Origin of the sequence: Kitasatospora sp. NPDC096140 (assembly GCF_040303045.1) — a bacterium.
Lineage (GTDB): Bacteria > Actinomycetota > Actinomycetes > Streptomycetales > Streptomycetaceae > Kitasatospora.
Window position 1 is genome coordinate 16,451 of sequence record NZ_JBEOUW010000017.1, and the last position, 12,793, is coordinate 29,243.

11 protein-coding genes and 1 pseudogene are annotated in these 12,793 nt (G+C 75.0%); 5 read left to right on the top strand and 7 right to left on the bottom strand.

Annotation, left to right across the window (positions count from 1 at the left end; translation table 11 throughout):
• Positions 1 to 253 precede the first annotated feature (253 nt).
• The 3 genes from ABT048_RS19290 to ABT048_RS19300 form a co-directional block, all read right to left on the bottom strand.
• Positions 254 to 1,558 (bottom strand): amino acid adenylation domain-containing protein, encoded by a 1,305-nt coding sequence (locus ABT048_RS19290; RefSeq protein WP_350522618.1) that lies wholly within the window; start codon positions 1,556 to 1,558, stop codon positions 254 to 256.
• A gap of 48 nt (positions 1,559 to 1,606) precedes the next feature.
• A complete protein-coding gene (locus ABT048_RS19295) occupies positions 1,607 to 3,040 on the bottom strand; it encodes an MFS transporter (RefSeq protein ID WP_350522619.1) in 1,434 nt (477 codons plus the stop codon).
• A 376-nt stretch (positions 3,041 to 3,416) separates the two neighbouring features.
• Positions 3,417 to 4,691: a PP2C family protein-serine/threonine phosphatase gene (locus ABT048_RS19300; protein ID WP_350522620.1), complete on the bottom strand. Its 1,275-nt coding sequence runs from the start codon at positions 4,689 to 4,691 to the stop codon at positions 3,417 to 3,419.
• A gap of 165 nt (positions 4,692 to 4,856) precedes the next feature.
• Here ABT048_RS19300 and ABT048_RS19305 point away from each other — a divergent pair, with 165 nt between their 5' ends.
• Positions 4,857 to 5,291 (top strand): hypothetical protein, encoded by a 435-nt coding sequence (locus ABT048_RS19305; RefSeq protein ID WP_350522621.1) that lies wholly within the window; start codon positions 4,857 to 4,859, stop codon positions 5,289 to 5,291.
• A gap of 27 nt (positions 5,292 to 5,318) precedes the next feature.
• On the opposite strand, the gene ABT048_RS19310 is transcribed toward ABT048_RS19305, so the two are convergent.
• A complete protein-coding gene (locus tag ABT048_RS19310) occupies positions 5,319 to 6,071 on the bottom strand; it encodes a maleylpyruvate isomerase family mycothiol-dependent enzyme (RefSeq protein ID WP_350522622.1) in 753 nt (250 codons plus the stop codon).
• Between the two features lie 71 nt (positions 6,072 to 6,142).
• Between ABT048_RS19310 and ABT048_RS19315 the strand changes: the two genes are divergently transcribed.
• On the top strand, positions 6,143 to 7,231 hold the full coding sequence (locus ABT048_RS19315) for a LysR family transcriptional regulator (protein WP_350522623.1): 1,089 nt from the start codon (positions 6,143 to 6,145) through the stop codon (positions 7,229 to 7,231).
• Positions 7,232 to 7,233: 2 nt separating this feature from the next.
• On the opposite strand, the pseudogene ABT048_RS19320 reads toward ABT048_RS19315, so the two are convergent.
• Positions 7,234 to 8,520, bottom strand: a pseudogene (locus ABT048_RS19320) (erythromycin esterase family protein); the annotation flags it as partial.
• On the opposite strand from ABT048_RS19320, the gene ABT048_RS19325 reads away from it, so the two are divergent.
• Together ABT048_RS19325 and ABT048_RS19330 are read left to right on the top strand one after the other, a co-directional pair.
• A complete protein-coding gene (locus tag ABT048_RS19325) occupies positions 8,486 to 9,232 on the top strand; it encodes a TioE family transcriptional regulator (RefSeq protein ID WP_350522624.1) in 747 nt (248 codons plus the stop codon). The pseudogene ABT048_RS19320 and the gene ABT048_RS19325 sit on opposite strands and share 35 nt — an antisense overlap.
• A gap of 14 nt (positions 9,233 to 9,246) precedes the next feature.
• Positions 9,247 to 9,678: an SgcJ/EcaC family oxidoreductase gene (locus tag ABT048_RS19330; protein WP_502894035.1), complete on the top strand. Its 432-nt coding sequence runs from the start codon at positions 9,247 to 9,249 to the stop codon at positions 9,676 to 9,678.
• 76 nt (positions 9,679 to 9,754) lie between these two features.
• Here ABT048_RS19330 and ABT048_RS19335 read toward each other — a convergent pair whose 3' ends face one another.
• Together ABT048_RS19335 and ABT048_RS19340 are read right to left on the bottom strand one after the other, a co-directional pair.
• The gene (locus ABT048_RS19335; protein ID WP_350522738.1) at positions 9,755 to 10,609 is read right to left on the bottom strand and encodes an AfsR/SARP family transcriptional regulator; all 855 of its coding nucleotides are present in this window, start codon (positions 10,607 to 10,609) and stop codon (positions 9,755 to 9,757) included.
• A 314-nt stretch (positions 10,610 to 10,923) separates the two neighbouring features.
• Positions 10,924 to 11,649 carry a ScbR family autoregulator-binding transcription factor gene (locus tag ABT048_RS19340; protein ID WP_350522626.1) on the bottom strand — a complete coding sequence of 242 codons (726 nt, stop codon included), beginning with the start codon at positions 11,647 to 11,649 and terminating at the stop codon, positions 10,924 to 10,926.
• 462 nt (positions 11,650 to 12,111) lie between these two features.
• Between ABT048_RS19340 and ABT048_RS19345 the strand changes: the two genes are divergently transcribed.
• Positions 12,112 to 12,793: AfsA-related hotdog domain-containing protein (locus tag ABT048_RS19345; RefSeq protein WP_350522627.1), on the top strand; the 682-nt coding region annotated here is incomplete at its 3' end.

The window sequence follows — 12,793 nt, forward strand, 5'->3', positions numbered from 1 at the left end:
GGCGCACCGGGGTGTCGGCGCGCCGCGGGGCGGGGCGGCCGGGCACCCGTGCCCGTCGGGGCACGCGCGTCCGGGCGCGGTGGATCCGGCGAGGCGGATCCGGTGTGGGAGTTCGGGCCCGCGGGGTGGGCGCGGGAGGTCGGGCGGGTGGGGGCCCTGGGTACGGGAGGCGCGAAGCCCTCTCGGGGCACGCGCGTTCGGGTGCGGGTGCTCGGGTGCGGGTGCTCGGGTGCGGGTGCTCGGGCGCGGTGGCTCAGGCGTGGGTGTGCAGGAGCGGCCGGGCCCGCAGGTGCTGCCGCAGCACGGCGAGCAGGTCGTCGAAGGCGGCGTGGGCGTCGGCCTCGGGGAAGCGGTCGCTGTCCCAGGCGAGTCGGATCAGCAGGTCGTCGCCGTGCGAGGCGGAGACGGCGAGCGGTGCGGCGAGCGGGCGTCCGGCCAGGTGGGTCTCCCGGCCGGGCGTGCCGCCGAGCACCAGCGGCGGGCGGCGGTGCAGGTCCTCCAGGGTGAGCATGGCGTCCAGGGCGCCCGACCACGACGCCCCGGCGGTACGGGCGGCGCGGACCACCTCGTCGAACGGGGTCCCGGCGTGGTCGAGGTCGTCCCACCAGGCGTCGGCGAGGGCGTCCGGGTCGCTCGTGGCGGTCGGACCGGCCGGGTGCACCAGGGTGTTGAGGAAGCAGCCGAGCGCGGCGGGCGCGCCGGCCGGCCGGCCGCCCCACGGGTAGCCGAGCGCGAGCGCCCCCTCCCCCGGGTAGGTCCGGTGCGCCCGGTGCAGCCGGTGCGCGGCGACGCCGACGGCGTCCAGCAGGGCCGGGAAGACGCCGCTGCGCGCGGCGCCCTCGGCGGCGGGCAGCCGCTCGGTGAGCATCCCGGTGGACGCGGCCGCGCCGCCGCCCGCCCCGGTCAGTCCGCCCAGCCGACGGCCCCAGTGGGCCTGCGCGGCGGGCCCGCCGGCCGCGTCCTCGGTGGCCAGTTGGAGCTCCACGGCCTGGCGGTAGTCGGCCAGGGCCTGCGGATCGGGCCCGGCCGCCGCCGGTTCGTCCGTCTCGTACGCCTGGCTGAGTTCGGCGGTGAGCACCCCGAGGGACTGCTCGTCGCAGGCCGCGTGGTCCAGCGCGAGGGCCAGCAACTCCTCTTCGCCGTCCGGCTCGTGGGCGAACAGCAGGCGCAGCGCGGGCCCGTCGGCGGGCCAGTCCAGCAGGGCTTCGCGCAGCGCCTCGCGGGCCGTGCCGCCGGGGGCGACGGCGATCCGGGCGGCCTCGGCGGAGGGGCCGCCGACCCGCAGGACGGGTGTGCCGCGCACCGCCGCGAAGCCGCCGCACAGCGCGGGGTGACGGGCGGCGACCGCGGTGGCGGCGCGGGCCAGGCGGTCCTGGTCGAGGGTGCCGCGCGGGTAGGCGAAGAACAGCGGGACGACGTCGGAGCGGCGGAGCGGCGCGAGTCGGCGGGTGATCAGGAACCGCCGCTGGGCTCCGGTCAGCGGGAGCAGCTCCACCGGGGATCGGGCGGCGGCGGAGCGGTACCGGGTGAGGTAGGCGGAGGTGATGCTGGCGTGCACGGGAACGGTCTCCGGTTTCCGGTCGCGGCTCGGCAGGTCAGGGGTGGGTCAGTGGGTGGTGGGGCCCGCGGCGATCTGCTCGACGGCGGGCTCGGCGGCAGCGGTCGCCCCGGTGGCGTCGTTCACGGCGGCGTTCTCCCGGGCGGTGGCGGTTTCCCCGGGGGCCTCGTCCCCGGCGGCGGTCTCCCCGGCGGGGGCGGTCGCCTCGCCGGGCGCCTCCTCGGCACCCGGCGCGCCGCCGCCCGGCAGCTCGCGCATCCGCCGCAGCGGCGACAGCAGCAGCGACACGGGCACCAGCAGGAACCCGACCGCGCAGAGCCAGAGTGCGGCGCGCGGCCCGGCCGCGTCGGCGACGATCCCGCCGCCCAGCGCGCCGATCGGCAGCGTTCCCCAGACCAGGAAGCGCATGGTGGCGTTCATCCGGCCGAGCAGTTCCGGCGGGCAGACGCTCTGCCGGAAGCTGACCTGGGCGACGTTGTAGGCGACCGCGCCGAACAGCACCACCCCGGAGGCGAGGCCGAACAGCACCACGGCCGCGCCGCCGCCGGACAGCGGCCACAGCACCGCGAACGGCGCCGTCACCACCGTGGACAGCCAGATCAGCCGGGCCTGCCCGACCCACCGCGCCAGGTGGCCCGCGCACAGCGCGCCGGCCAGCCCGCCGACGGCGGAGGTCGACAGCAGCACGCCGATGGCTCCCGGCGACAGGTCGAGCACCCGTACCCAGAAGACCGTCTGCACGGCCATCAGGACGGCGGCGAACAGGTTGGACACGGCGGTGGCGGTCGCGATCGCCCGCAGCAGCGGGTGCCCGAGCACGAACCGGACGCCCTCCCCCACCTCGGCGCGCAGCGAGCGCCCGGGTGCCGGCTCCGGCCGCGGCTCCTCGACCCTGATCCGGGCGAGCAGCAGCGCGGAGGCCAGGTAGCCGCAGGCGTCCGCCACGATGGCGAGCGGCGCGCCGAGCAGCTGGACCAGCCCGCCGCCGAGGCCGGGCCCGGCGATCTGCGCCGAGGAGCGGACCGTCTCCAGCGCCCCGTTGCCTCCGACCAGTTGCTCGCGCGGCAGGACGGCGGGCAGGAAGGACTGGTGGGCGACGTCGAAGAACACCGTCGCGACCCCGGTGACCAGCGCCACCAGGTACAGCTGCGGCATGGTCAGCACCCCGAGCGCCGCGGCGGGCGGGATCGACCCCACCGCCAGGCAGCGCACGACGTCCGCCCGGATCAGCACCGGCAGCTTGCGCATCCGGTCCAGCCAGGCGCCGGCCGGCAGGCCGACCAGCAGGAAGGCGGCGGTCTCGGCGGCGGTCAGCAGACCCACCTCGAACGGGGTGGCGTCCAGCACCACCACCGCCACCAAGGGCAACGCGACCAGGGTGACCTGACTGCCCGTCTGGGCGGCTGCGGCGCCGGTCAAGAGGAGCCGGAAGTCGCGGTGGCCGAGCAGACGGGCCTGGCGGGGGCTAGGCATCTCGTTCATCGATTCGACTCTCGGCCACCCGTTCGACACGGGGCAAGCACCAGGTCCGTTTCCGGACGAACCGCAGCTCGGCCGGTTCCCGCCACTCCCCCGACCGCCTCTTGCGCGTCTCCTACGCCCCCTTATGGACCGGTCGCGGCGGCGGCACCGCCGGTCGGCCAAGGCGGCACCGGCCGAGGGGCGTGCGGGCCACCGGCCGCGCCGACCGTCCATTCCGTCGTCCGGTATTCGGACACGGCCATTCCGGCCACCGGACGGCACCGCTCAACTTGGCCGGATCCTGTGGAGTACCGCGCCGCCGTCACCTCATCGTGATATCCGCGTGACGTTGGGCAACCGTCGAACGGTGCACGACCGGTGTCACCGCGCCCGCTCCTCAGCCGTCCGCCCGGCGGGTGATCGCGAGGACGGCCATGTCGTCGTCGCGCGGCCCGCCGACCCACCGCTCGACGTCCGCCACCAGCGCGTCCAGCACCGCGCCCGGGCCGGCGAACGGGCCCAGCGGAGCCAGCCCGAGCACCGGGTCGTAGAACTCGCCCGCCCCGTCCCGGGCCTCGGTCACCCCGTCGGTCACCAGCAGCAGCGTGTACCCGGGCGGGAAGGGCCGGCTCTCCGGCGCGGGCCGGGCCACCCCCAGCACGCCCATCCCCAGGGGCAGCCCCGGGTCGGCCGCGTCCAGCCGCCGCACCGCCGGCTCGCCGCTCCGCGGGTACCGGCCCGCATCCCGCCGGTCCGGCGGGCCGGGCGGTGTGGGCGGCGCAGGCGGTGTGGGCGGTATGGGCGGCGCGGGCCGGCCCGGCGGGTCGAGCGGGTCGGGATCAGCGGTCGACAGGTCCGGGACGACGGACCGCAGGGACGCGCCCCGACTCGGCACGGACGGGCCCGGACCCAGCAGGTACGGACCGGGGTGCCCGCAGTCGAGCGTGCGCACCACCCCCTCGCCCGGAGGGAACTCCACCAGCAGCGCCGTGATGAACCCCTCCAGGCGCAGCTCCTCGCTCAGCTGGTCGGCCTCCCGGAGCAGCGAGGCCTCCAGCGCGTCCGCGAGCGCCGCCAGGTCCGGCACCCGGTGCGAGTCCTCCCGGAAGGCCCCCAGCAGCACCGAGACCGCGCCCACCGCGTGCAGGCCCTTGCCCCGGACGTCCGCGATCAGCGCGCGCACGCCGTACGGGGTGGTCTGCAGGGCGTAGGCGTCCCCGCCGATCAGTGCCTCGTCGTAGGCGGCCTGGTAGCAGGCCGCGACGGACAGCTCGCCCACCCGTCCCGGCGGCTCCGGCAGCACCGCCCGCTGCGCCGCCTCCGCCACCGACCGCACCCGCTCCAGGCGCCGCCCCTGCCGGGCCACCACCCGGTTCACCCCGACCCCGAGCAGGGCCGCGAAGGCCGTGTTCACCAGCTCCAGGTAGCCGTCGCCGGTCCCGATCGAGGCGTCCTGGGTGGACAGCACCAGGATCCCGGTCACATTGGCCACCCCGACCGCGATCGTGTCGCGCAGGGTCAGCAGCGCCCCGGACAGCACGGCCGCCGCCGCCAACAGCGGATCGCCCCAGTAGTCGGACGGATCCAGTGAGTTCCACACCAGCCCGCCGATGATCAACAACCACGGCGCGACCCGCACGTACGGCGGCCACTGCACGGACCTCGGGGGCATCGGCGACCTGGCTTCCGTCTCACCACCATCCGGAAGGGCTTCTTCCGATCGTAGTCACGGGCGCCCGGAACTCGCATGACGGCAGTGGGGAGCGCCCCTAGGCTCGGGGGACTCCCGTCGCCAGGCTTCGGGGACTCCCGTCGCCGCTCCCCGGAGGAGAACCCGGTGTCCATCTTCGCCACCCGACTGCTGTTCGCCGACGACGGCGACGACGGCGGCCTCGAAACCGCGCCCGCGCCGCGGATCTACCGGGGCTCGCACGTCAACCCCGCCGCCGACGACCCGCGCGGGGGCTGGCTGGAGCTCGCCGAGATCCCCGACCACTGCCACCCCGACGTCCGGTTCCGCGACGATCCCGAGTCGGCGGGCGGCCGACCCGTCCCGGTGGAGTACCTCCGACTGGGCCTGGGGCGGCCCGCCGAGGGCGCCCCGGAGGACGACACCCCGCGCGACGGCCGTTCGGACGACGCAGGCTCGGACGACGCCGGCTCGGACCAGGGCGGCCCGGACGGCGCCGGTGCGCAGACGACGGTGATCCTGGACCGCACACAGGTCGAGCTGCTGCACGCCGCCCTCACCGAGTGGCTGGCCGCCCGGTGACCCGTGGCCGCGGCCGCCGCCTCCCGCTCATCCGCCCTGGGCGAACCGCCCGGCCCCCGACCCGGCGAGCAGCCCCTCCGGCACGCGGCGCCCGTACGTCACCAGCAGCAGGTGCTCGGCCCGCCCCTCGACGGTGACCGGGCCCTGCCCGTACGACCAGTCGGCGTCCGTCGCCACCAACCGGACTCCGTCGAGCCGCGCCCCGAAGAACCGGAGGCTACGGGGGGTGACGGCGTCCAGCAGCGCGGTGGTGCGCGCCATGGGCAGCCGGGCGGGCAGACCGAGCGCCACGGTGATGTCGAGGCCGTGGACGGCATCGTGCGCCAGGGCCGCGATCCGGCCGCCGACCGGCGGGCGCCAGGGGTGGTCGGCGTGCTCGGCCAGGGCGGAGGCGAGTTCGCGCACGGTCAGGGCGGCGGCATCGCGGCGGGCGATCCGGTCGGCCATGCGGTGGACGTTGCCACCGGAGCGCCCGAGTTCCAAAAGCGTGCGCGCCGTCGAGTGCCGGAAGCCGGTGCTCATGTGCGCAACGACCTCTCGCACTCGCCAACCCTCGCACAGCGAGGGCGCGTTCCACTGCTCCGGGGCGAAGGCGGCGAACACCTCGGCGAGTTCACGGCGCTCGGCCGCGATCTGTTCGCGGATCCAGTCGAGCCGCCCGGCGTCCGGGGCCGTCGGCTCACTGCGCCGCGGCAGGCCGTTCCCGGGCACGCCGTTCTCGGGCACCGCGTCATTCGGCACGGTGTTCTTCCGCACGCTGCTCTTCGGCACGCTCTCCATGCGTCCAGCCTGCGGCCGGATCCGCACGCCCGTCCAAGACCGGGATGTTCTGCCGCCTATGATCATGAGTTATGGAACTGCGGCAGCTCCAGTACTTCGTCACCGTCGCCCAGCACGGCAGCTTCACCCGGGCCGCGCAGCTGCTGCACCTGACCCAGCCCGGCGTCAGTTCCCAGATCCGGCAGCTGGAGCGCGAGTTGGGGCACCGGCTGCTCGACCGCTCGGGCCGCACCGTACGCCTCACCCCGGCCGGCGAGGCGGTGCTGCCGCACGCCCGGGCGGCGCTCGCCTCCGCCGCCGCGGCCCGGCGGACGGCGCGGGAGTTCGACGGGCTGCGGCGCGGGCACGTACGGCTGGGCATGGTCGCCGGGGCGGCGTTCACCCCGCCGCCCGAGCTGGGCACGTTCCCCGGCCTGGCCACCACGCTGGCCGCGTTCCGCCAGGAGCACCCCGGCATCGACTTCTCGCTGACCGAGGACACCACCGCGGGGATGCTCGCCGCCCTGCGCGACGGGCGGCTGGACCTCGCCGTGATCGGCCTGCCCACCGCCGCGAGCGGACGCGAGGGCGACGACGGCTGGACGACACTGGCCGGTCTCGGCCTGCACACCGTGCTGGAAGTGCCGCTGGTCGCGGCCTGCCCCACACACCACCCGCTCTCGACCGCCCCGGGTGACGCCGTCCGGGACGATGCCCTCCCGGTCGCCGCGCTGGCCGGACACGCCCTGGTCAGCACCCCGCGCGGCACCGGCATGCGCACGGCGCTGGAGCACGCCCTGGCCGAGGCCGGCGCGAGCCCGACCGTCGGCGTCGAGGCCGCCGCACCACCGCAGTTGGCGGATCTCGCCGCACACGGGCTGGGTGTGGCCGTCCTGCCGGACCCGGGCGCGGTCCCGGGGCTACGGGTCCGCCCGCTGGCCGATCCCGTTCCACTGGTGCGGATCGCGCTGGCCTGGCCGGGCGAGCGGCCGGCCGAGCCGCCGGCCGCCGCCCTGCTCTCCCATCTTCGGGCCGCCTACCCGGGCCCGGCGGCCGCCCCTCAGCCCCCGCCTGCCTCCGACGCCGCCGCCTCGGCCGCAGCCGCCGCGACCTGCGCGCCGTCACCGATGTGCAGCAGCGCCGCCGCGCCGTCGAGAACTTCCCGGTCGAGCGGGAAGTAGCCCTGGGGCGGTGTGGTGTCGGTGCGGGTACGGCCGGTGGCGGGCAGTCGCGCCTCCGTCAACTCCCAGCCCGTACCGCCCCGTTGCAGGAACGCTTCGTAGGTGTCCGGTGCCGGTTCGCCCAGACCGATCGCCTCGCTGCGCCCCAGGCTCCCGGCGACGAAGGCGTACCGCTCGCCGAGCAGTGCGCCGACGATGCGGCCCGCACTGTTCCAGCCACAGTCCAGCTCCCCCAGCGCCCAGGCGCTCGGGTTCCGCTGCAGGTGCTGGTTGTGCGAGAACACCAGGGTCGGCCCACGCTGCGCCTCCAGCTCGCGGATGTCGAGGAGGTTCTGCGCCATGAGCGCGTCCCGCACGCGGATCAGGCCGCTCAACCGGTCGCTCGGGGTGAGGCCCCGAACCGCCGACTGCGCGTGGTAGCGCAGGAGGCCGATGCCCGCGGTCAGCTGCGTCCTGGCCCGGAACCACGCGGCCCGGGAGGTCGCCGCGATCAACTCGGGTGCCCGCGCGTGGAGTCGGAGGAGCAGGTCGTCGGCGAGGCAGCGCAGCCTCCCGGCCTCGGCGGTGGCGCCGGGCGACTGCGCCGGGTCGAGCACCGCCTCGGCCCGGCTCCAGCGCTCGTCCTCGCCGGCCGGTCCGGCGATGTCGAGGTCGTGGCCGCGGCCGGCGCCGTGGTCGTGGTCCAGGTCGCGGGCGTGGTCCAGATCGCGGGCGTGGTCCAGGTCGCGTCCGAGCAGGTAGTCGCGGGCGTGCTCAAGGTAGCTGCGCGGGCTGGGGGCGCTGTAGGTCTCGGTCGGGGCGTCGAAGCCGTGGAAGGCCAGCCGCTCCCCCTGCGGTCGGCTACGGTTGAACTCGTGCATCCAGGCGATGAGTTCGCGGTTGGCGCGGAGCTCGCCGAAGCCGTGCGAGAAGCCCTCGGCCATCGCCGTGTCCAGGGTGCCCGCACCCTCCCGGACGTAGTCGTCCACGGCGAGGGCAGCCACGCGGTCGGTTTCGAGGGCGATCGACCGGAAGCCCCGGTCGACCAGCCGGGCGAACAGTTCGTTGCGGACCCATCCGAAGGCCGGCTCCTGGTGCGTCGGCTCGCCGAGCCCCAGCAGCTCGCACGACGGGGTGACGAAGTCGTGAATGTCCTGACTCATGGACCTCAAGCGTATCCTTGAAAGATCGGTTGAGACTTTGCCCGAGCCAGCCCGCCGACTGCCACGAGATCTGCCGCAGGAAGTCTCAAACGGGCCCGAACGGAAGACGACCATGCGCCCCTCCGATCTCGCGCGCGAGCACGGCATCTCGACCCAGGCGGTCCGCAACTACGAGCGCGACGGCTGCCTCCCGCCCGCCGCCCGCACCCCCACCGGCTACCGGATCTACACCGAGCTGCACGCGGCCGCCCTGCGCGCGTTCCTCGCCCTCGTCGCCGCGTACGGGCACCCGCTCGCCGGCCCGGTCATGACCGCCGTGCACGCCGACCGCCTCGACGAGGCCCTGACCACCCTCGACCGCGGCCACGCCCGCATGCTGCGCGACCGGGAGACGCTGGTCGCCGTCCGGGACGCCGTCGGCCACCTCACCTCCGCGGCTGCCGCACCCGCCGCACTGCCGACCGCCGCCGACCGTCCGGCCCCGCCCGGCCCGCTCACCATCGGCGACGTCGCACACCGGCTCGGCGTCACCCCCGCGACCCTGCGCACCTGGGAGGTCTCCGGGATCCTCACCCCGGCCCGCGACCGCGCCACCGGCCACCGTGTCTACGGCCCGGCCGACGTCCGCGACGCCCAACTCGCCCACCTGCTGCGGCGGGGCGGCTACCCGCTGGACCGCATCGCCGCCGTGGTCCGGCAGATCCGCTCGGCGGGCGGCACCGACGAACTGGCCGCCGCCCTCGACGGCTGGCAGAAACGCCTCACCGACCGGGGCCTCGCCATGCTCACCGCCGCCGCCCGCCTCGGCGACTACCTGAGCCTCCGCGCCGTGCCGGCAACCGGCTTGACCTCAAGCTGACTTGAGGTACGAGAATGATCCGCATGACCACCGAAGCCACCGGCACCCCGGTTACCGACACCCACACCGCCGACGTCGACGCGATCGAGCGGATCGTCGCCACCGTCGAACGCACCCAGCGCGCCAAGGACCCCGAGGGCTTCCTCGCGCTGTTCCACCCCGACGCCCTCTGGACGACCGCCCACGGCAAGGTCCTCCTCGGCCTCGACGCGATCGCCGAGTTCACCCGCGCCGTCCTGCCCGCCGCGACCTGGGACGGCGAGGTCACCTACGAGGTGGCACACATCCGCTTCCTGCGCCCCGACGTGGCGGCCGTCAAGGTGCGCCAGGTCTACCACTCCGCGGCGGGCGACTCCGAAGGCACCCCGCTCTACGTCATGACCAGGCACGACGACGGACGATGGCTCCTGCACGCCGGCCAGAACACCGAGGTGAGGCCCGCCTGAGGCGCGGCTCTCCGTCCGGGCCGTCCGGAGCAGCCCGGACGGATCGGCTCGGCTCGGACGGATCCGTCCGGCCGGGTCAGCCGACGCGGCTGAGCCGGGCGGGGCGTGCGGCCACCCCGTCGGCGAGCACGGCCGGCTCGTCCTGGTCGGCCCGCTCGGGACCGGCGAGCAGGATGGAGCGCTGGAGGCGGCGCAGGGCGGCGGACGGTTCCATGCCCAACTCCCGTACCAGCGTGTTCCGCAGACGCTGGTAGGCCTCCAGGGCCTCGCCGCGCCGTCCGGAGCGGTGCAGGGCGATCATGTACTGGCCGTGCAGGCTCTCGTGGGTGCGGTAGCGGTCGACCAGGACGGTGAGTTCGGCGAGCAGCACGCGGTGCCGCCCGAGCCGCAGGTCCGCCTCGATCCGCTGGTCCAGCGCGCAGAGCCGGGTCTCCTCCAACCGCTTGGCCTCGACGGCGAGTTGGCCGCCGACCGGGATGTCGGCGAAGGCCGGTCCGCGCCACAATGCGAGGGCCTCGCCCAACTGGCGGGCGGCGAGCGGGTAGTCGCCGGCGTCCATGGCGCGGTAGCCGTGCCCGGCGAGGCGGTCGAATTCCTGGAGGTCGACGAGCCCGCCGCCGCTGTTCAGCATGTAGCCGCCGACCGAGGTGACCAGGACGTCCTTCGCGCAGGACGCTCCCGGGCCGCCGTCCCCCTGGGCGAGCGCCCGGTCGATGAGGTCACGCAGTTGGAGGACGTACGTCTGCACGGTGGTGCGCGCACTGCGCGGCGGGCGGCCGCACCACAGCTCCTCGGCGAGGACACCGGCGGGCACGACCTGGTCGGCCCGTAACGCCAGCAGGGCGAGCACCTGCCGCGGCTTCGGGGCGGTCGGCACCACCGACACCCCGGACAGTTGGACCCCCAAGGCCCCCAGCACCCGGATTTCCACGACGACCACCCCAAATCCAGACGGATCGGCGACCCCGACGGCCACCGGCCGGGCGGGTGCTCCGCTGCTCGATCGCGGCCCCGCGATGTTGCGCGGAGGGATCGGTTGAGCACCCGACGCCTATCCAAAAACAGGACGGACGGTTTGTCAATACAAAACCGAACGCGCTGTTTGTTTTTGCGCGGAGGAGTCGCCCCTGGACCGGGCCGACGGGCCGACGCGGGTAGACCGGCAGACCGGCCGAGGCGCGATCGAGCCACGTAACCGGGGGATCGGAGCCGGCGGAACGGAACCGGGGAACGGAACCCGGGCGGTCAGCGCGAGGCGACCCCGCCGACGCCCGCCCCGGCGGCCGCACCCCGGCCGGCGTCACCCCCGCCGGGCTCCACCGGCTCCGCCGTCCGGGCCGCCTCCAGCTCGGCCACCACCCGGCCGCCCCGGTCCACGCCCAGGTCGAGGGTGGCGAGCACGCCGGGCACGGTGATGCTCGGCATCAGGTGCTGGTACAGCACCGCGACCCGGCGTTCCAGGTCGGCCCGGCCGGACATCTTCTGGGACTGGATCTGCACGCCCGTCCAGGCCCCGGTCACCAGCCACGCCGTCTCGGCCGGCACCACCTGCGGCAGCAGTTCGCCTCGCTCGCGGGCCGCCGTCAGCACGCTCTCGGCCCGCTCGATCCACCCGGGCGCGGCACCGCCGCTGAAGTCGCCGAACACGTCCTGGCCGAGGGAGAGCCGCGCGCCCGCGCTCAACAGCGGGTCACGCGGCATGAGATGGGCGACCACCATCCCGAGGTCCACGAACTCCTGCAGCTTGCAGTGCCGTTCGGGGATCTCGTCGCGGCCGAACTGCTCCTCCACGACCCCCTGCGCGAGCTCCCGCTTCGACGCGAAGTGGAAGTACACCGCACCGCGGGTCACGCCGGCCCGGGCGACGACCTCGCCGATCGTCGCCCCCTCGTACCCGTACTCGTCGAAGACCGACGCCGCCGCCTCCAGGATCAGCCGACGCGTCCGGACCGCCCGTTCCTGCCGCACCATCGCTACCACCCCACCCGAAACGCTCGGCAAACAAAACCAAACACCCCGTATCTTACCCGCCCGACCCCGAGGCGATCCCTGCGTGCCAGGTCACATAGGGCGGTCTTTGAGCGATGAAAAACCGCGTGGACGGTATGGGTCGGCCAGGTGGCCAGGACCCCCACTGAAGGGCTTCCAACCGGAACAGCAGCTCTTACTTGCAGCCGCCGTACCCACGGGGAGGCACCTCATGATAATGAACCCGTCAAGTCTGAGCCGCGAAATCACCGCAGGTCAACGGACATTCACCAACCCCACACAGCCCGCGGAACGGTTCAGACCTCTGCCGGGGGTATCCGAACGACCCCGCTCGGCCGCCGACGAACCTTTGTTCTGTTGCCTTGAAAAGCAAACCGGTAGGTACGTATCTTACGAGCCCTGAGCAGCCCACCCCGCCCGTTACGGCCCTTCGGAGCGCTCCCCATGACTCTGCTTGCCTTCCGCACGCCTGCCGCCGGCCTCACCTCGGCCGAGGCCCCCGGGGCCGTCCCCGGCCAGGGCCCGGACGCCGGCCCGGCACCCCGTCTGACCAGCACCGTCGCCAAGGAGTACGTCCACCGGGCCTGCCATGCCGAGGTCTTCCTCACCGGCAGCGAGCAGCTGAACGAGACCACCTTCGCGGTCTCCGCGCAATGGCCCCGGGCGCACACGTTCTTCAGCACCCCCGACGGTACCCGGCACGACCCGATCCAGGCTGCTGAAACGATCCGCCAGGCCGGGCTCTACCTCGCCCACACCCGGTTCGGCGTTCCGCTCGACCACAAGTTCATGATGTGGAACCTCGACTACACCACCCGCCCGCGCCAGCTGCTGATCGGTGCGAAGCCCACCGACCTCACCATCGAGGCGAAGCTCGTCGCCGAGCCGCGCCGCACCCGCAACACCGTCGACTTCACCTTCAGCGCGGTCGTCCGGCGCGGACCGCAGCTGGCCGCCACCGGCTACGCCCGCTTCACCACCGTCCCGGGCTCGACCTACGAGCGGCTCCGCCGGGGTCGGGGGGGGGGGGGGGCGCGGGCGGGGGCGGGGCCCGCCGCCCCGCCCCCCCCCCCCGCCCCGCGCCGGCGGCTCCGCGCCGCGCCGGCCGGGCCGCCCAACACCACTC